The organism is Salidesulfovibrio brasiliensis JCM 12178 (genome assembly GCF_001311825.1).
GTDB classification, from domain to species: domain Bacteria; phylum Desulfobacterota; class Desulfovibrionia; order Desulfovibrionales; family Desulfovibrionaceae; genus Pseudodesulfovibrio; species Pseudodesulfovibrio brasiliensis.
This window is the reverse complement of sequence record NZ_BBCB01000001.1, coordinates 18,998-36,089: the sequence shown is the minus strand read 5'-3', so window position 1 is coordinate 36,089 and position 17,092 is coordinate 18,998. Positions and strand designations below refer to the sequence as shown.

19 protein-coding genes and 2 pseudogenes are annotated in these 17,092 nt (G+C 60.1%); 8 read left to right on the top strand and 13 right to left on the bottom strand.

The window, feature by feature from the left end:
• Position 1: 1 nt before the first annotated feature.
• Together JCM12178_RS00210 and JCM12178_RS00205 are read right to left on the bottom strand one after the other, a co-directional pair.
• A complete protein-coding gene (locus tag JCM12178_RS00210) occupies positions 2 to 778 on the bottom strand; it encodes a hypothetical protein (protein ID WP_054647985.1) in 777 nt (258 codons plus the stop codon).
• 20 nt (positions 779 to 798) lie between these two features.
• On the bottom strand, positions 799 to 1,140 hold the full coding sequence (locus JCM12178_RS00205) for a hypothetical protein (protein ID WP_245628492.1): 342 nt from the start codon (positions 1,138 to 1,140) through the stop codon (positions 799 to 801).
• Positions 1,141 to 1,364: 224 nt separating this feature from the next.
• Between JCM12178_RS00205 and JCM12178_RS00200 the strand changes: the two genes are divergently transcribed.
• Positions 1,365 to 1,556 carry a twin-arginine translocase TatA/TatE family subunit gene (locus JCM12178_RS00200; protein WP_157054642.1) on the top strand — a complete coding sequence of 64 codons (192 nt, stop codon included), beginning with the start codon at positions 1,365 to 1,367 and terminating at the stop codon, positions 1,554 to 1,556.
• Between the two features lie 127 nt (positions 1,557 to 1,683).
• Here the strand turns inward: JCM12178_RS00200 and JCM12178_RS00195 are convergent, their stop codons facing one another.
• Complete coding sequence (locus JCM12178_RS00195) at positions 1,684 to 2,502, bottom strand: hypothetical protein (RefSeq protein WP_054647983.1); 819 nt, start codon at positions 2,500 to 2,502, stop codon at positions 1,684 to 1,686.
• A gap of 5 nt (positions 2,503 to 2,507) precedes the next feature.
• Positions 2,508 to 3,383, bottom strand: coding sequence for a TP0624 family protein (locus JCM12178_RS00190; RefSeq protein ID WP_157054641.1), 876 nt, complete (start codon positions 3,381 to 3,383; stop codon positions 2,508 to 2,510).
• 237 nt (positions 3,384 to 3,620) lie between these two features.
• Here JCM12178_RS00190 and JCM12178_RS00185 point away from each other — a divergent pair, with 237 nt between their 5' ends.
• Complete coding sequence (locus tag JCM12178_RS00185) at positions 3,621 to 4,103, top strand: SixA phosphatase family protein (RefSeq protein WP_054647981.1); 483 nt, start codon at positions 3,621 to 3,623, stop codon at positions 4,101 to 4,103.
• Here JCM12178_RS00185 and miaA read toward each other — a convergent pair.
• The 4 genes and pseudogenes from miaA to JCM12178_RS00165 form a co-directional block, all read right to left on the bottom strand.
• Positions 4,100 to 5,026, bottom strand: coding sequence for a tRNA (adenosine(37)-N6)-dimethylallyltransferase MiaA (miaA, locus tag JCM12178_RS00180; protein WP_054647980.1), 927 nt, complete (start codon positions 5,024 to 5,026; stop codon positions 4,100 to 4,102). The genes JCM12178_RS00185 and miaA overlap by 4 nt on opposite strands.
• A gap of 2 nt (positions 5,027 to 5,028) precedes the next feature.
• The gene (gene coaD / locus JCM12178_RS00175; RefSeq protein ID WP_054647979.1) at positions 5,029 to 5,541 is read right to left on the bottom strand and encodes a pantetheine-phosphate adenylyltransferase; all 513 of its coding nucleotides are present in this window, start codon (positions 5,539 to 5,541) and stop codon (positions 5,029 to 5,031) included.
• Positions 5,529 to 5,957, bottom strand: a pseudogene (locus JCM12178_RS00170) (RsmD family RNA methyltransferase); the annotation flags it as partial. The gene coaD and the pseudogene JCM12178_RS00170, both read right to left, overlap by 13 nt.
• A gap of 133 nt (positions 5,958 to 6,090) precedes the next feature.
• Positions 6,091 to 7,697: pseudogene (locus tag JCM12178_RS00165) on the bottom strand (MBL fold metallo-hydrolase RNA specificity domain-containing protein).
• Between the two features lie 178 nt (positions 7,698 to 7,875).
• Here JCM12178_RS00165 and JCM12178_RS00160 point away from each other — a divergent pair.
• The 3 genes from JCM12178_RS00160 to JCM12178_RS20535 all read left to right on the top strand — a co-directional run bounded on the left by JCM12178_RS00160 (position 7,876) and on the right by JCM12178_RS20535 (position 9,547).
• Positions 7,876 to 8,532, top strand: a complete 657-nt coding sequence (locus JCM12178_RS00160) for an LOG family protein (RefSeq protein WP_054647977.1) — start codon at positions 7,876 to 7,878, stop codon at positions 8,530 to 8,532.
• Positions 8,533 to 8,657: 125 nt separating this feature from the next.
• Complete coding sequence (locus JCM12178_RS00155) at positions 8,658 to 9,365, top strand: DMT family transporter (protein ID WP_369404428.1); 708 nt, start codon at positions 8,658 to 8,660, stop codon at positions 9,363 to 9,365.
• A complete protein-coding gene (locus tag JCM12178_RS20535) occupies positions 9,329 to 9,547 on the top strand; it encodes a hypothetical protein (protein ID WP_369404427.1) in 219 nt (72 codons plus the stop codon). Before JCM12178_RS00155 ends, JCM12178_RS20535 begins: the two co-directional genes overlap by 37 nt.
• Here JCM12178_RS20535 and JCM12178_RS00150 read toward each other — a convergent pair whose 3' ends face one another.
• The 5 genes from JCM12178_RS00150 to JCM12178_RS00130 all read right to left on the bottom strand — a co-directional run bounded on the left by JCM12178_RS00150 (position 9,548) and on the right by JCM12178_RS00130 (position 14,110).
• Positions 9,548 to 11,062, bottom strand: coding sequence for a methyl-accepting chemotaxis protein (locus tag JCM12178_RS00150; protein ID WP_172677042.1), 1,515 nt, complete (start codon positions 11,060 to 11,062; stop codon positions 9,548 to 9,550).
• 279 nt (positions 11,063 to 11,341) lie between these two features.
• Positions 11,342 to 11,584: a hypothetical protein gene (locus tag JCM12178_RS00145; RefSeq protein WP_054647975.1), complete on the bottom strand. Its 243-nt coding sequence runs from the start codon at positions 11,582 to 11,584 to the stop codon at positions 11,342 to 11,344.
• Complete coding sequence (gpmI, locus tag JCM12178_RS00140; protein WP_054647974.1) at positions 11,581 to 13,113, bottom strand: 2,3-bisphosphoglycerate-independent phosphoglycerate mutase; 1,533 nt, start codon at positions 13,111 to 13,113, stop codon at positions 11,581 to 11,583. The genes JCM12178_RS00145 and gpmI overlap by 4 nt, the downstream gene beginning before the upstream one ends.
• Position 13,114: 1 nt before the next feature.
• On the bottom strand, positions 13,115 to 13,492 hold the full coding sequence (gene rsfS / locus JCM12178_RS00135) for a ribosome silencing factor (protein WP_054647973.1): 378 nt from the start codon (positions 13,490 to 13,492) through the stop codon (positions 13,115 to 13,117).
• Between the two features lie 3 nt (positions 13,493 to 13,495).
• The gene (locus tag JCM12178_RS00130) at positions 13,496 to 14,110 is read right to left on the bottom strand and encodes a nitroreductase family protein (RefSeq protein ID WP_054648148.1); all 615 of its coding nucleotides are present in this window, start codon (positions 14,108 to 14,110) and stop codon (positions 13,496 to 13,498) included.
• A gap of 289 nt (positions 14,111 to 14,399) precedes the next feature.
• Between JCM12178_RS00130 and JCM12178_RS00125 the strand changes: the two genes are divergently transcribed.
• The 3 genes from JCM12178_RS00125 to JCM12178_RS00115 all read left to right on the top strand — a co-directional run bounded on the left by JCM12178_RS00125 (position 14,400) and on the right by JCM12178_RS00115 (position 17,063).
• Entirely contained in the window at positions 14,400 to 15,704 is a 1,305-nt protein-coding gene (locus tag JCM12178_RS00125; protein WP_054647972.1) for a phenylacetate--CoA ligase family protein, read from the top strand.
• 26 nt (positions 15,705 to 15,730) lie between these two features.
• Complete coding sequence (locus JCM12178_RS00120; protein WP_054647971.1) at positions 15,731 to 16,162, top strand: ACT domain-containing protein; 432 nt, start codon at positions 15,731 to 15,733, stop codon at positions 16,160 to 16,162.
• A gap of 211 nt (positions 16,163 to 16,373) precedes the next feature.
• Positions 16,374 to 17,063 (top strand): putative metalloprotease CJM1_0395 family protein, encoded by a 690-nt coding sequence (locus JCM12178_RS00115; protein WP_157054640.1) that lies wholly within the window; start codon positions 16,374 to 16,376, stop codon positions 17,061 to 17,063.
• The last annotated feature ends 29 nt before the right edge of the window (positions 17,064 to 17,092 follow it).

Below are 17,092 nucleotides of genomic sequence, written 5' to 3'. Positions count from 1 at the left end.
ATTATTTCCTACAGACAACGGTTATCTCGCGGTCCGTGAACGGCAACTCCTCCGGACAAGCGGAGCGTCCGGAGAGCCGCCAGGCGGGCGCGGTAACGGTCTGCGTTCCGGCTGGATACTCGGAGTGCGCGGGAGCAAAATCAAATCCCGCGTCCTCCCATGCCTCGATGATGTCCTTGTCCGAGCAGAACAGCGCGGCCTCTTCAGGCATAAACGCGGCCATGCCCTCAAGAACACGCGGCCATGCGATACGGATGCCTTCGGGACTCGTGGCGTTGGTGCTGCTGACAATGCGGCCGATCTCGCTTTCGCGGTCCTCGCCGTCAATGCCGAGCGCCTCGGACATACGGCCCCACGAGGCCTGCACGCCCTGCTCCAGCCCGAGGGATTCCACGATGCCCTCTTCGGTCGCCCAGGCAAGAAGCAGAACAAACTGCGCGCGCCGACTCGGAGCTTCGGGATCAACCTTGCCGCCGGGAGCCTTGCCCGCGCCGATACTGGCGAGCAGCTGGTTCTTGATAGTCCCGGTGGACTCCTCGAAATAGTCTTCCGGCGTGTGCGCCCCGAAAAACGCCATCTCCGCAGGGTCCTTGAACTGTTCGCCAAAGCTGATGGAATCCCTGAGCAGCGCCATGGCCGTTCGCTTGTCAATGGGCAGCGACTCGGGCCTGAAGCGGCCGTCCTCGTCGGCAGCAAGGCCGGGATCAAAAAGCAGGACGCCCTCTTCGGCACCCTCGGGGATCAGCTCCGAATGCATGGCAGGAAAGTTTATCAGCATGGCATTCTCCGGTTTGACGGTTATGGTTCGGTCTCGGTTTTCACGTCTTTGGCCCTGTAATGGCGGCAGCGCCCCTCGCACTCGGGCAGACCGAGCAGACAGAGCGCTTCGTGGTGATGCAGGCAGCATGGCGGATCAACGTCCGGGGCGGGCCTGAACCGCTCGCATTTGGGGCGGTCCCCGGCCAACCGCTTGAAGCGGGCTTCCCAAAGACGGGCCACACGGTCATGCTCCACGCCGAATGCTTCGGCACGGTGCAGAAACTCGTCGAAGGCCTCTTCCCAGCGCAGCATGACCACACAGCGCCAGTCCTGCTGGTAGCCGGGGTTGAGCAGCTCCTCGTAGAGGCATCGGCCCTTCACGTAATGCCGACACGTCCCGGCTGGCATTTTCTTCACATCCGCCATACATCTCCCGGCGCATCGCGCGCACACGCAGATGGTGTACGTTCGTGGTAGGCAAATGTAAAGCATGGGAATCATGGTGCACAATCGCGGAAAGAGCCCCGGCTTCTTGACCTGTGTTCGCGCGGGGTGTATATGCCATTCAGCCTTGTCAGTAAGGACACCAACATCGGAGGACATATATGATCGGCGGATTCGGAATCTGGGAACTCCTCATCATTCTTCTCATCGTACTCGTCATCTTCGGCGCCAAGAAGCTTCCGGAAATCGGCGGCGGCATCGGGAAGGCCATCAGCAACTTCAAGAAGGCCACCAACGAGCCGGATGAAATCGACGTCACTCCGAACAAGGAAGACGAAGACAAGAAGGCCTAACCAACATATTTCAACGAACAAAAAAAGCGGCGACCCTCGGGTCGCCGCTTTTTTTCTGCCTATTCATCGTCGGCAGAGAGCGTATAGGAAAGTCCCCTGTCTGGCAGGAAGGCGTCCAAGCGCCCCGTCAGAAGCGCCCGGTTGCGGATACGAATCTCCCACATGCCTGAGACGCCGGAAGCCAGCATGTCCAGCTCAACGAGGCGTACATCCGAAACCGCACCATCCCACTTGCGAAGAACCCGGTCGAACTCGCGTGCTCCGTCCGGGGTGAACCAACCGGCAATGCGAAGCGTGGCGGCACCGGTCTTGGGCTGGGCAGCAACTTGCGTTCAAAATACTTGCTCCAGACCTGATCCCAGACCACCGGCAGGTCCTTGCCGCGTGCCTGCCACATGGCCCCCGGTGCCTTGAGGTGCGCTTCAAAAATACCCTTTTCATTCTTATCCAGCCCGAACTTGGCAACTCCGCTGGACGCGCTCTCAACACCGGTAAGCTCCATGAGCCCGGCAAGCTGTGAGGTGTCCTCTGCGGAAAGCTCGCCGACGGCAAAGGAAACCGGGATGGGCTTGGTGGCCGTGGCAAAAAGCCCCATGGACTTAAGCCCTTCACGGAGCGCGGTGCGGTTCACGTTCACGTTTGCCGTAAGGCTGATGCCTTCTTCAGAGGGAGTCACTTTGACGGAGTCATAGCCGAGGACATAATATCCGGCCTTTCTCTCAAGCGCCTCACGAAAGAGCGCTTCACGGGACTGGCTCAGGGTTGCGGGCAGCAGAGTGCGGCTCTCCTGCAACACGGCCTCCACAAAGGCTTCATCAAGCGCCTTTGCGCGAAACTCCATGGAGGAGCTGCCCTCTTCCTTGGGCAGTGTCACTTCCACATTGCGGGCCATCGCGGGCGCGCTCAAAACAAGACAGGCCAAAACGGCAATGATTACGGAACGCATATCCGCTATTCCTCCAGATCGGTGCTTACGAAAGGTTCGGCTTCAGCGGTAACGGCGGCAGATTCAGAATCAGCTTCAGTCGTTCCTGCGTCATCAAGAACGATGACAACGCGCCCCTTGTCTCCGATGCCGGGGCGAGAAAGAACAGCGCGGGCAAGGCGGGCATCGTTGGCCGAAATGACGGGATCGGTGGGACGGGCCTTGGACACGGCCTTGACCACCAGCGGACTTTCACCAACCCGGCTGCGGACCACCACCCACTCATCGGTGCGCGAATAGGCGGCAACACCCTGAGACACGGCGAGTGTCCGGCTGACCATGAACGGACCATATACGCCCACTCCGCCAGCATCAAAAACCACCGGGCAAAGCGCCGGTTCAATATCAAGACCGCGGGCATCGATCACTACGCCGGAGTACCCTGCACCCGGCGTCATGCCGAGCGCCATCGGGTCCTGCTCTTCCTCGACAGGCTGCGAGGCCCCGGCGAGCTTCGGCGGGATGCCACTCAGAAACTGGATTGTCGACGGAAGCATATGTTCGGCAAGCTGGCCGTAAAGGGAAATGGATGCGGTGACGCTGCCCATCATGTCCGGTTTGTCTTCCGGATTGGCGAGCGGCAGACTCAGGCGCGAGTTCTGCAACAGCATGCGGACGTTTTCCGCTGCGTCCAGATCTTCGGCCATGTGGTAGCCAACGGTCTGACCGGCATCTATCCGAATGGACTCGACAGCTTCAAGAAGCTGCCGCCGTGCGGAGACTACCGCAGCGCGAACGGCCAACGAGCGGGCCTGCACCGGGTCGAGCACGTCGCCCACGGGCTGGACTGCAACCGTGGCAACGGCCTCGCCGTTACCCCCACTGAACGGACGCGTCGCCATGCTGGACGACGTATCCACGAAAAGCCTGCGCGCCCATGGCTCCGAACAGGACGACCAGTAGCGCGGTGACACAAATCTTTCGTATATCCATGCAAGAAATCCTTGGCATAACCGTTTTTCGGGTCAGTCAGCATGTACCGTTCCCGGCCGGAGATCGCAACCCGAATCTTCCCGGCCATGCTCCGGCTTGCGGCAACCGTCCGCATGGGCTAGGCTTTCGTCAAAGGGAGAAACGCGATGCTCATCCACCTCATGCAACATGGGGCATGCCTGCCCAAGGAAGCCGATCCCGCACAGCCTATCAGTCCGGTGGGCATCGACCAGATCACCCGCAGCGCCAAGGCCATGCGTTCCCTTGGGCTGGAGTTCGATCTCATTGTCGCCAGCACCAAGCTGCGGGCCGTTCAAACGGCGGAAATCATCGCGGACACAATCGGCTACCCCACACGGGCAATCGACACCAGCGACGTTTTCAAGCCCTCGGCGCAGCCGGAAAAAGCTCTCAGTTATATTGAAGAATGTAACCGGGAGTTGATTCTCGTGGTCGGCCATCTGCCCTCACTGCCGAGGCTCGCCTCACGCTTGCTCGGGCACAGCGATGGCGTTCAACTGCACTTCAGCAACGGCGGCCTGACCAGCATCGAGGCCAGCCCTACACTGTCGCAGGCCACCCTGCTCTGGCACCTGCAGCCAAAGCATCTCTCCCTCATGAGCGGCTAATCCGAACCGGACAGCCAATCGCTCACGCGCCGGGCCACGGCCTCCGCCTCGCCCGGATCAAACCACTCGATGTCCTTTTCCCTGTTGAACCACGTCAACTGGCGCTTGGCGTACTGCCGGGTGTTGTGCAGCCATTTCTGGCGGGCTTCGTCCAGACTCATGGCCCCGCGAATATGCTGGAGCAGTTCCGCGCAGCCGATGCCGGACCAGCCGGGAGCCTCCGGGTCGGGACAATTCTCCCACGCCGCTCGCGCTTCTTCCACGGCTCCGCGCTCAAGCATGATGTCGATGCGACGGTCCAGATGCGGAGTCAGGTCATCAAGCGCCACCTTGAGGCCAACCTTGAGGTAGTCGTACTCGGACTCGTTGTGCTGCTCGCCATGCCAGTCGCTCAGGGTCCGGCCCGTGCCGAGCCACACTTCCATGGCCCGGGCGTTGCGCTGTGAATCGTTGGGGTGGATCTTTCCGGCATAGGCGGGATCAATTTCCTCAAGCTCCCGATGCAGCCTCTGCGGCCCTTCAAGCCGTACCCGTTCCAGCACGGCTTCGCGCACGTCCTCCGGGATGGGCGGAATCGGGGCGATGCCGAAAAGCAGTGTTTTCAGGTACATGCCGGTGCCGCCGACCAGAATGGGCAGCCGCCCCTGCGCGTGCACTTCGGCAATGGTCTCGCGGGCCATGTCCGTGAAGGCGGCCGCATTGATCGCCTGATCCGTGTCCAGAAAGCCGTACAGAAGATGCGGACAGACCGCGCGCTCTTCCGGGTCCGGCTGGGCAGTGATAACGGGAAACTCGCGATACACCTGCCGCGAGTCGAAATTGACCACGGACACGGGACGATCGGCCGCTATGGCCAGCGCGGACGCTGTCTTGCCCGCGCCGGTGGGGCCCACAAGGCAGACGACATGCTTGCCGCGGCCCATGGCTACCCTTCCAGATTCGGCGGTGTCGCGTATTTCCGGTACAGTTTCGGCACCACGATATCCGGAACGAGGCCCTTGACGTTGCCGCCATGGCTGGCCACTTCCTTCACTATGGTCGAGCTGAGGTACATCCACTTGAAGTCGGTCATGAGAAAGGCGGTCTGCACATCGCGGTCGAGCTTGCGGTTCATGAGCGCCATCTGGAACTCGTATTCGAAGTCCGAGACCGCGCGCAGCCCCCTGAGTATGGCACCAGCGCCGCGACGGCGGGCGTAGTCGATGAGCAGTCCGTCAAAAGGTTCCACAATGATGCCTTCGTCTTCGGCAAACACTTCGTTGGCCATGTCTACGCGCTCATCAATGGTGAAAAGCGTTTTCTTGGGCGTACTCCGGGCCACGGCAAAGACTATCTGGTCGAATATCTTCAGCCCCCGCCTGATTAAGGACACGTGGCCCTTGGTCACGGGGTCAAAGGTTCCGGGATAGATCGCCAGCCTCGGATTCAGGTCCGCCATATGAGTATCCTGGTTTGACCGTATTCACGGTCGGCTACAAGTTCCAACTGCCCGAGCCGCCCCTCTACGGGGGCCGTCACCCGGATTTCCACTTCGGCCAGAATGAGCGCGCCCTCTGCAAACCAGCCGTTTTCCAATGCCTTTTCAAGCGCCGGAACCATAAGATCCTTACCGTACGGCGGATCAATGAATCCGAGCCCGAACGGCTGGCGCGGCGGTTTTGCCAACACGGCGAAAAGGTCTCTGCACAGCACGTTGCCCGATTCGCGTGGGACCTTCAGGTCGTCGAGGTTACGACGAATCAGGCTGGCCGCCTTGCGGCTCTTTTCCACGAAACAGGCAAACTCGACGCCCCGGCTCAGGCATTCGATGCCGAGGCTGCCGCTGCCCGCAAACATGTCTACCACGCGCAGGCCGTGCCAGTCGATGCCGCGGGACTGGAGCATGGAGAACACGGACTCGCGCACCCGCCCCGTGGCGCCGGTAGCCCGGTCCCTCGCAGGTCTTGAGCCTGCGTCCCTTGAATTTTCCGCCGATAACGCGCACGGCCTACATCTCCGAAATGAGTTCCACCATGGAGCGGTTGATGTCCATGAGCCGGTCGCGCACTTCGGTCTGCTCGGTCCAAGGGCGGTCCTTGACGTCTTCAAGCCGCTTGCGGAATTCGGCGAAGAGGTTCTCGGCATCGCCCACCAGGAAATCCCAGTCCACACGAGGGCGCGCAACCGCGACATCCACCACCGGAGCCATCTCCCGACCGGTTCGAGGGTCAATTCCTCCATGTATTCGGGAACATGAATCTCGAACCCGAATCGCTCGCGGATCAGTTCGGCGAGCGCATCCTGCGCCTTTTCCTCACCATGCACAAGGATGATTTTCACCGGCTTGTCGCGGATGCCCTCCAACCACTCAAGCAGCTCGTCCTGCCCGGCGTGTCCGGAGAACCCGTTGATGGTGAAGACCTTGGCGTTCACCGCCACTTCTTCGTTGAAAATCCTGATCTTTTCCGCACCGTTGACGATTTTTCGACCCAGCGTACCAACACCCTGGTACCCCACGAAAATCACACTGGCACCCGGACGCCAGAGGTTGTGGCGCAGGTGGTGCTTGATGCGGCCCGCGTTGGCCATGCCGCTTGCGGAAATGACCACGGCCGGTCCGGGGGTGTTGTTGATGGCGATGGACTCGTCGGTGGAGAGCGTGAACTTCAGGTTGGGCAGGTCCAGCGGATGCTCGCCGTTGTTGATGTACCCGATAGTCTGTTCGTCAAAGAACTCCGGATGCTTGCGGAAGACCTCGGTGGCGCGGATCGCCAGCGGGCTGTCGAGATATACCGGCATGTCCTTGGGCAGACGCCCGCTCTTGTAGAGCAGGAACAGGGAATAGATGATCTGCTGGGAACGCTCCACGGCAAACGCCGGGATAACGACCTTTTCGCCCTTGGAGTAGCTGTAGGCGATGGCCTCGGCCAGCTCGTCGAGGGTATTCTGTTCGTCCTTGTGGACGCGGTTTCCGTAAGTGGATTCGAGGAAAAGATAGTCCGCACAGTCCACGAGGCTCGGGTCCTGCACAATGAGTTGTTCCGGGCGGCCGAGATCGCCGGAGAAGACCAGCTTGGTGCTCTTGCCCTCGTCTTCGTATTCGACCTCGATGAAGGCCGAACCGAGGATGTGCCCGGCGTTCTTGAACGTGACGGAGATGCCCTCGGCCGGTTCGATGGCCTGCCCGTATTTGACGGGCTTGAAGAGCGGCACGGTCAGTTCGGCATCGGCGGTGGTGTAGAGCGGGATCACATCAGGTTCGCCCTTTCGGGACCGCTTGCGGTTGGCCCACTCCGCTTCCATCTCCTGAATATGCGCTGAGTCGAGCAACATGATGTCCAACAGGTCGCTGGTGGGCTCGGTCATGTAGATGGGGCCCTTGTACCCCTTGGCAACGGCGGCGGGAAGCAGGCCGCTGTGGTCGATATGGGCGTGTGTCACGAGAATGAAATCAAGGGATTCGAAATCATAGCTCTCAAGATTCCTGTTGCGTTTCTCGATCTCCCTGTTGCCCTGATGCAGGCCACAGTCGATGGCAAATCGAACACCCTCTTTCTCAAGGATGTAACAGGACCCGGTGACCTCACGTGCAGCCCCCATAAACGTAATCTTCATAGTCATCTCCGCTCGCGCGGGAAGGGTCAGAACGCCCTTCCGGATTGTGGAATTCAGTGCTAAATGCTACTCCTGCAACCGTGCAGCGCCGATTGCGCTCCCGTTCATGCACCATAACGGCAAATCAGGCAACCATCCATTACAAATACAGTAACGATAGACATTCCAAGGAGAAACCATGCCGAGGTCAAAACAGTATCTCATTGACGACCTGTCCATGAAGGAGTCATGGCGGCTTTTCAAAATCATGTCGGAAGTGGTCGACGGATTCGACACCCTGAACGATGTGGGCCCGGCCGTCTCGGTCTTCGGCTCGGCTCGCGTCGGTCCCGAGGAAGAAATCTACAAGCAGACCGAAGAACTCTCGGCAGAGCTGGCCAAGGCAGGATTCTCGGTCATCACCGGCGGCGGCCCGGGCCTCATGGAGGCGGGCAACAAGGGCTGCAAGGAAGCCGGGGGCGAGTCCATCGGCCTGCACATCCATTTGCCGCTGGAGCAGGACTTCAACGAGTATCTGGATGTCATGTGCGCCTTCCGCTACTTCTTCATCCGCAAGCTCATGTTCATCAAGTACGCCATGGCCTACGTGGCCATGCCCGGCGGCTACGGCACGCTCGACGAGCTTTCCGAAGCGCTCGTGCTTATCCAGACCAAGCGCATCCGCCCCTTCCCCATCGTGCTCATGGGCACGGACTTCTGGGGGCCGCTCGTGGACTGGTTCAAGGAAAAACTGGTCAAGGACGGATTCTGCCATAAGGACGACCTCGACCTGTTCATCGTCACCGACGACATCAAGGAAGCCGTGGGCCACATCAAACGGCACGTGGTGCTCTAGGCCGACCTGAAACAACACTGTCCACCGCCCGGAGATGCCAGTCTCCGGGCGGTTTTTTGTTTCTTGCGTGACCGAATAAAAAAAAGCTATCGATTACGGATTCCTGTAAACCGCACGGAGCGTCCATGACCAATCGCGGCAAAGCCATGGCCTTCGGCCTGTCCACGGTCCTCATCTGGTCCACCGTGGCCTCGGCCTTCAAGATTTCCCTCAGACACCTCACGCCCGCGCAGCTTCTGCTCGCAGGCTGCGCCGCATCCATTGTCGCACTCTTCGGGGTGCTCGCTTTCCAGAAGCGCCTGCACACTCTTAAAATGTCCAGCCGCGAACTGCTCCGGGCCGCCCTGCTGGGCATCCTGAATCCGTTCCTCTACTACCTCATACTATTCAAAGCGTACGACCTGCTGCCCGCGCAGGAAGCCCAGCCGCTCAACTACACATGGGCCGTTACCCTGAGCCTGCTCTCCATACCGCTGCTCGGCCAAAAGATGACTCTTCGCCAACTGGCCGCCATCCTCATAAGCTATCTTGGCGTGGTCGTGATCTCCACCCACGGCGATCTGCTGGGCATGCGATTCTCCGACCCGCTCGGCGTGGGGCTGGCTTTGTTCAGTACCGTGATATGGGCGCTCTACTGGATATTCAACACCAACAGCAAATGCGACCCGGTGGCCGGATTGCTGGTCAATTTTCTTGCCGGGTTTCCGCTGATTCTGGCGGCCTGCCTGCTGACGGACGGGCTTCCGGACTTCACCGGGCCCGCCCTGCTGGGTTCCGCTACGTGGGATTCTTCGAAATGGGCATCACCTTCGCCCTCTGGCTGGCGGCCCTGAAACACGCCTCCCTGCCCGACGGCGGCGGCAACGCGCGAGTGGCAAACCTTATCTTCCTCTCGCCGTTCCTCTCGCTGGTGCTCATCCACTTCATCGTCGGCGAGGAAATCCTCCTTTCCACCATCGCGGGGCTTGGCCTCATCATCGCGGGCAATGCGGTGATGCAGACCGGGAAACAATAATCATCCGAGCCGGATATCGGCGGCGATGACCCCGGTGGGTTCGCCCGAGTCCGCATAATACGGCGCTGAAACGGTAATGCACCGCTCGCCGGATGCATCCGACACATAGACGTCGGACACGAACATGGCCATGTCTTCAAGCACTCCCGTAAACCACGGCTTGCCCGACCAGTCCCGGCCCATGGCGGAAGTATCCACGCTGAAACCGCTGTCCGCCCCACCAATGTTGCTGACCACCTGCCTGCCCTTCATGTCCGTGACGTAGAGAAGCTCCACGAACGCGTTCTGCCTGGCGGCGCGAACCAACGATTCCTCCATGTTTTCACGAATGCCGGAACGAATACCCCGGTCCATGGCAAGCCCGTTGACCACGGCTCCGGCCTTGCCGTTGCCCACGAGCCTGAACGCTTCCACGAGCCCCGAAAGGTCCTCCACGCGCTCGCCAAGCGAACCGAGCGCAGAGGCCGAGCCTTCCATGGCTTCCGCGGTCTTTTCGGAAAGACCGGAAACATCGGTCACGGTTCTGGAGAGCTCTTCGCTGGCGTTATTCTGCTGCACGGACGCAGCGGCGATCTCCCGGATCCGGCCGGAGCTCTCGGTGGAAAGCTCCACGATCTCGCGCAGGGCGTCCCCGGAACGTCCGGCCACGTCCGCAGCTTTTTCCGCACGTGAAAGCGCAGATTCCACGCCACTGACCGTGGCCTTGACCTCTTCCTGAATCCCGCCGATCTCGACCCCGACATCCTTGGTGGCCTGCATGGTTTTTTCCGCAAGCTTACGCACCTCGTCGGCCACCACCGCGAACCCGCGCCCGGCCTCCCCGGCCCGCGCAGCCTCGATGGCCGCGTTGAGCGCCAGAAGGTTGGTCTGGTCCGCAATGTCGGTGATGACGTCGATGATGCTCCCAACGCCCACGGCCTGCGTTCCGAGACGTTCCACGCGCCCGGCCAGATCACGCGTGTCCGAAGCCAGCGAGTCGATAACGCCGAGCGTCTCCTCTACCAGTCCTGCACCGTTTTCCGCGCACTCGCGCGCGGATTCAGCGGAACGGGCTGCTGATTCAGCCGCCGCACTGGTTTCACCGATGGAAGCGTTCATCTCCTCCATGGCCGATGCCGCAGACGCGAGATATTCCTGCTGGCTCGCAGCCCCGTCAGCCGCCATGCCCATAGAGGACTCCAAGGACGAAGATTCATTACGGATTCCGTTCAGGGCGCGGTCCATGGTCTCCGAAGCAGAGAGCAGACCACGACACCGTGCTGCTTCGGCCTGATCGCGGGTGGTCCGAACCTGTTCACGGGCCTGACGTTCACCGGCACGGGACTCGCGCAGTTCGTGCTCTGCGGATTTGCATCTCCCATTCAGCTTCTCAAGTTTGTTGACAACTTCGTCAATCAACTGAACAAGTTCGTCATCAGAGCCAAGACCGCCACCGCGATTTTCCGACCCTTCAGACAGCCGAACCAACGAAGCGACAAGGCGACGCTCACCTCGCCTGCTCCGTAAATACGTCATTACAAAGCCCCCAAACGAGGCGATGATTACAATCCCCGCCCCACCCAACACAAACGGCGATGACAAAAACGTCGATTCATCAGAAACCAAAAAGAAGAGGAAAAGGAAGGCCAATCCGGCACCCAAAAAGACACAACTTGCTGCAATTACAGGAACAGTTCCTTTACTTCCGACCATGCTATCCTCCGGGGTATCTCAGTCGATTGTCCCGATTGAGCAAGGAGCGGACCAAAAAAAGGCACCCTTGCGGGTGCCTGTGTCATTCATCACTGAACGGCGCTACATGAAATCGGGGTCGATACCCGCCTTGCCGCCGTCGTGCATGATCTTGATAAACCGGATGGCCTTTTCGTCCACCGGGACGATGGGAAAACTCTTGCGGCAAGCGTCGCATTGGGCCATGGCCGGGCGCGTTGGCGCGATCAGCGGGACCTCGCGGCCACAGTGGGGGCAAGGGTAAAGATATATGATCTCCATGCTCCGGGGCTTGACCGGAGTCAGGGGCTTACTGTTCTGGCTCATTGTTTCTCCGTGATAAGGCTGTTTCCGGTCATGGCCTGCGGCTTGTCCACGCCGAGCAGGTCGAGAATGGTGGGAGCAATGTCGCCGAGCTTGCCCGGCGAGAGCGTGTAGGCATCGGGAGTCCCGGAAATAAAGAGCAGCGGCACCGGGTTGGTGCTATGGGCTGTCTGCGGACCGCCATTCTGGTCAATCATTTCCTCTGCGTTGCCGTGGTCAGCGGTCAGAAGCACCTGCCCGCCCAGATCCAGCATGGCCTTGACGATGCGGCCCACGCATCCGTCCACCACTTCACAGGCTTGCGTGGCTGCCGGGATGATGCCCGTGTGGCCGACCATGTCGAGGTTTGCGAGGTTGCAGACGCACAGGTCGTATTCCGGGAGACGGGCCACGAGCTTTTCGGTCACTTCCTCGGCGCTCATCTGCGGCTTCTGGTCATAGGTGTCCACTTCGCGCGGCGAGGGAACCATCTCACGGTCTTCGCCGTCAAAGGGTTCCTCGCGGCCGCAGTTCAGGAAATAGGTAACATGCGCGTATTTCTCGGTCTCCGCGATGCGAAGCTGCTTCCAGCCGAGGCTGGAAATCACCTCGCCGAGCGTCTGCTCGTAGGAATCCGGCGGGAACGCCACGGGCATGGGAAAACTCGACTCGTAACGGGTCATGGTGGCGAAACCTGCAAGCTCCGGTCTGGACTTGCGCTCGAACTCGTCGAAAGAGTTGCTGAAAAACGCGGTGCAAATCTCACGGGCGCGGTCAGCACGGAAGTTGAAGAAGAAGATGCCGTCACCGTCCCGGACCGTATGGTCCACACCAGCCACCTGACGCGGCTTGATGAACTCGTCGGTTTTCCCTTCCTCATACGCGTCGCGTACCGCCTTGACAGGATCGTCCACGATCATGCCGTCGCCGTCCACGAGCATCTTCCAGGCCTGCTCCACGCGCTCGTAACGCTTGTCGCGGTCCATGGCCCAGTAACGGCCCGTCACCGAGGCGATGACCCCGGTTTCGTGCTCGTTCATGAAGTCCGCAAGCTGTTCAAGGTACCCTGCCCCGCTGGTGGGAGGGGTGTCGCGGCCGTCCATGAACGCATGGACGAGCACTTCTCTGATCCCCTGCTGCCGGGCAAAATCAAGCAAGGCGTAGATGTGGTTCTGGTGGCTGTGAACGCCGCCATCGGACACGAGGCCCATGAGGTGCAGCCGCCCGGAACGGGCGCTGACCTTGGCCGCGAGATCCACGAGAACCTGATTGCGAAAGAGGCTGCCGTCATCGATGGACATGTCGATGCGGGTCATGTCCTGATAGACGACGCGGCCCGCGCCGATGTTCATGTGGCCGACTTCGGAGTTGCCCATGAATCCGTCCGGAAGACCCACCGCGCGGCCGGAACAGGCCAGCTCGGTCGAGGGATACGTTTTCGCCAGCTCGTCGAGGGTCGGCGTGCAGGCGCAGGTCACGCAGTTGCCTTCAGAGTCCGGGGCGATGCCCCAGCCGTCAAGAATGAGCAGAAGGGTCTTCACGGGAGCGGGCATATCAGTCCTCCTCGGCGATATCGGTGCGCTCGGCCTCGGACCACATGCCTTCGATATTGTAGTGGTCACGCAGATCGTTTTGGAAGATATGGACGATGACGTCGTTCATGTCCACGAGCACCCATTCGCCAGTGGATCGTCCTTCCATGCCGAGAAACTCTATATTTTCCTCGTTGCATTTCTCAAGCAGATGGTCGGCCAGCGACTGGGCGTGCTTCACGCTGCGGGCGGAGCAAACCACGATGTGGTCCGTGATGGAGCAAAGCCCCTGCACGTCCAGAAGGACAATGCGCGAAGCCTGCTTGTCCACCAGCCACTGCGCGGTCAGGGCGGCCTTTTCCGGGCCGGGAATTTCATTGAATTTCTTTTTTTTGTTCATCGGTTATCCGGTGTTTTCCTTTTCCTGTTCATCAAAATATTCGCCGACGACCACATCGTCGTACGTTCGCTTGGGTACGTGGTGGACGCCCTGCGCATCGCGCCAATACCTGACATCGCCGTCCTTGGAAAGCTCTTCGAGCCGGACTTCCTCGGCCGGTCTGCCGAGCGCGACAACGAAGAGAATGTCCATTCCATCGGGAAGGTCAAGTGCCTCTCCGAGTTTTTCCCTGTTCACGCTGCCGAGGATGCAGGCTCCGAGCCCTGCTGCCGAGGCCCCGAGCATGACCGTCTGGGCCACGATCCCGGCATCCACCTGCGGCATGCCCGCTGCGTCTTTTTCCGAACAGATAATGAAGTACCCGGTGGGCCGCTCGCCCGGTTCCGGGCCTTTCCAATCCTTGAGATACGCGGCCCAGCCGAGGCACGGAAAAACCCGCTCACAGGCATTGGCCGAAGACACAAGCACATACCGCAAGGGCTGGAGGTTTCCGGCCGAAGGCGTCTGCCGGGCGGCCTCGGCAAGACCGCGCAGACTATCCGCGCCGATCCTTTCGGACTCGTCGAAACGCCTGACCGAACGGCTGGAGCGTACTTTTGCAATGAAATCTTCAAGCATAAACAAACCTGCGCGACTGTAATGAATTGCGCCGACTCCTGCAACCGCACGCGGCTTTCATGAATGAAACAAGCCGCTTTGCCCGCAGTCAGGGCAATTCCTTCTTGACACGGCAGCACCGATTGTTGCATGAACCTTCTCATGCTCAAACAGTTTTTTACCGTCTTTTTCTTCTTTATGAGCCTGACATGAGGGAACTCGTGGAGCGGGAAGACGGACTGCATCGACTTCAAAGGCCACGGGTTCCGACCCGCGGCCTTTTTCTTTTTCATAAACCGAAGGAGGAGAGATGATTCTGGACCAAGACCTTGAGACCCTGCCAAGGGAAGAACTGCGGGAGCTCCAGCTCACCCGGCTCAAATCGCTCTGTGAACGCGTGTATCACAACGTGCCGTTCTACAAGAAACGCTTCGAAGAGCGAAACATCACCCCGGCCGATATCAAGAGCCTCGAAGACATCAGGCACCTGCCCTTCACCGAAAAGCAGGACCTCCGCAATCACTACCCCTTCGGCATGTTCGCGGTCAGCCGCGACAACATCGTGCGCATTCACTCCTCCTCGGGCACGACGGGCAAGGCCACCGTGGTCGGCTACACCAAGCGCGACATCAAGAACTGGGCCCGGCTCATGGCCCGCAGCTTCATGGCCGCTGGTGCCACGCCGCAGGACATGATCCACAACGCCTACGGCTACGGCCTGTTCACCGGCGGTCTCGGCGCGCACTACGGTGCCGAGGAGCTCGGCGGCGCCGTGGTCCCCATCTCCGGCGGCGGCACCCGAAGGCAGGCCATGCTGTTGCGCGACTTCCAGCCCGATGTGATCTGCTGCACGCCCTCCTACAGCCTGTTCCTCGCGGAAACCGCAGAGGAAATGGGCATCGACGTAAAGAAACTTCCCCTTCGTATCGGCATCTTCGGAGCCGAACCGTGGACCGAAGAGATGCGTCGCGACATCGAGAACCGCCTCGCCATCACCGCCATCGACATCTACGGGCTCTCCGAGATCATGGGACCGGGCGTGGGCATCGAGTGCCATGAGGCGCAGGACGGCCTGCACATGATGGAAGACCACTTCCTCGTGGAAATCATCGACCCCGAAACCGGCGAGCCGCTGCCCCCGGGCGAAACCGGCGAACTGGTCATCACCACGCTGACCAAGGAAGCCATCCCCCTGATCCGCTACCGCACACGCGACCTGACCTCGCTGAACGTCGCACCCTGCAAATGCGGCCGCACCACAGCCCGGATGCAGCGCGTCACCGGCCGCAGCGACGACATGCTCATCATTCGCGGCGTCAACGTGTTCCCGTCCCAGATCGAATCCATCCTCATCGAAACCGACGGCCTGACCCCGCACTACCAGCTCATCGTGGAACGCCACGGTAACCTCGACATCCTCACGGTCAACGTGGAGGTCAACGAGTCCGTGTTCTCCGACGAGATCAAGAATTTACAACGCCTTGAATCCAAGGTACAAAAGAACATCAAGGAATTCCTCGGCGTATCCGTCCGGTGCAAGCTGGTGGAGCCCAAGGGCATCGAGCGATCGGTCGGCAAGGCCAAGCGCATCATCGACAAAAGGAACGAATCCTAACCACAGCAAGACTCTGAGAGGACGCTATGAAAGTCGACCAACTCTCCATATTTCTCGAAAACCGTGCCGGACGTCTGGCGGAAGTCACCAAGATTCTGGAAGACAACGGCATCAACATCCGCGCCCTGTCGCTGGCCGACACCTCGGACTTCGGCATCCTGCGGCTCATCGTGAGCGATTTCGAGAAGGCCCGCAACGCCCTGAAGGAAAACGGCTTCACCGTAGGCCGCACCAACGTCGTCGCCGTGGAAGTCAGCGACGAGCCCGGCGGCCTGAACAACATCCTTACCCTGCTGCAGGAATCCGGCATCAACGTGGAATACATGTACGCCTTCGTGCAGCAGAGCGGCAACTCAGCCGTGCTGATCTTCCGCTTCGACCGAACCGATCAGGGCATCGAGGTGCTCCAGAAAAACAACATCACCGTCATACCGGGCGAAAAGCTCTACAGCCTCTAGCCTGCTGACACATACTATGAATAGAAAGCCCCCGCATTTGCGGGGGCTTTCTTTATGGTTCATTACACTCCAAAAAAAGAACAGCATTACAGCGCACTAGAAAGAAAAATCTCTTTTTCTTAAAAAAACCACTTCCGACCCTAAAGATCTGCCCATTGACGTCCGATAAAACGATCGTAACGGACTAAATTGTTCGGAGACGATTATGAGCATGGTCACATCCGCAAATCATTTCACGGCCTCACTGGTGGGCACCCTCTACGGCGGCTTGCAGCAGATGCACAGCACGCCGAGGATGGTGCCTGTCGAAGCTGCGCAGATGCAGCAGCAGGACGACACCAGCCAGCAGAAGGTGGACAGAAGCGGCAGTGGACGCGCCGCAGAAATGCAGAAGGCGCAGACCGTGGCCAAGTCGGAATCGGAACTCTCCGATGCGGAACGAAAGACGCTTGAGCAGCTCAAGCAGCGCGACCGTGAAGTCCGAAGCCACGAACAGGCGCACAAGGCCGCAGGCGGCGCACACGTTCACGGCGGCCCTTCCTACTCTTACCAGACAGGCCCGGACGGCAAGCAGTACGCCGTTGGCGGCAATGTCAGCATCGACGTTTCCAAGGTTCCGGGCGACCCCGAAGCCACCGAGGAAAAGGCCCGACAGGTCCGCAAGGCAGCCACGGCACCGGCCAATCCTTCCGCGCAGGACATGAAGGTCGCGGCCAAGGCCACCCAGCTGGCCAACGAGGCCCGCATCGAGATGCGCAGGCAGGAGCAGGAAGAGTCTGCGGAAAAGGAAGACTCCGGCCCCGGAACCATGCATGTCCGCCGCAGCCTCGACGCCTACGACAAGGCCTCCTCACCCTACGAAAACCCGACTCCGGGCACCGCGTTCAGTACGGCTATCTAGCCTGAAAACACCAACAACCCTTCTAAATT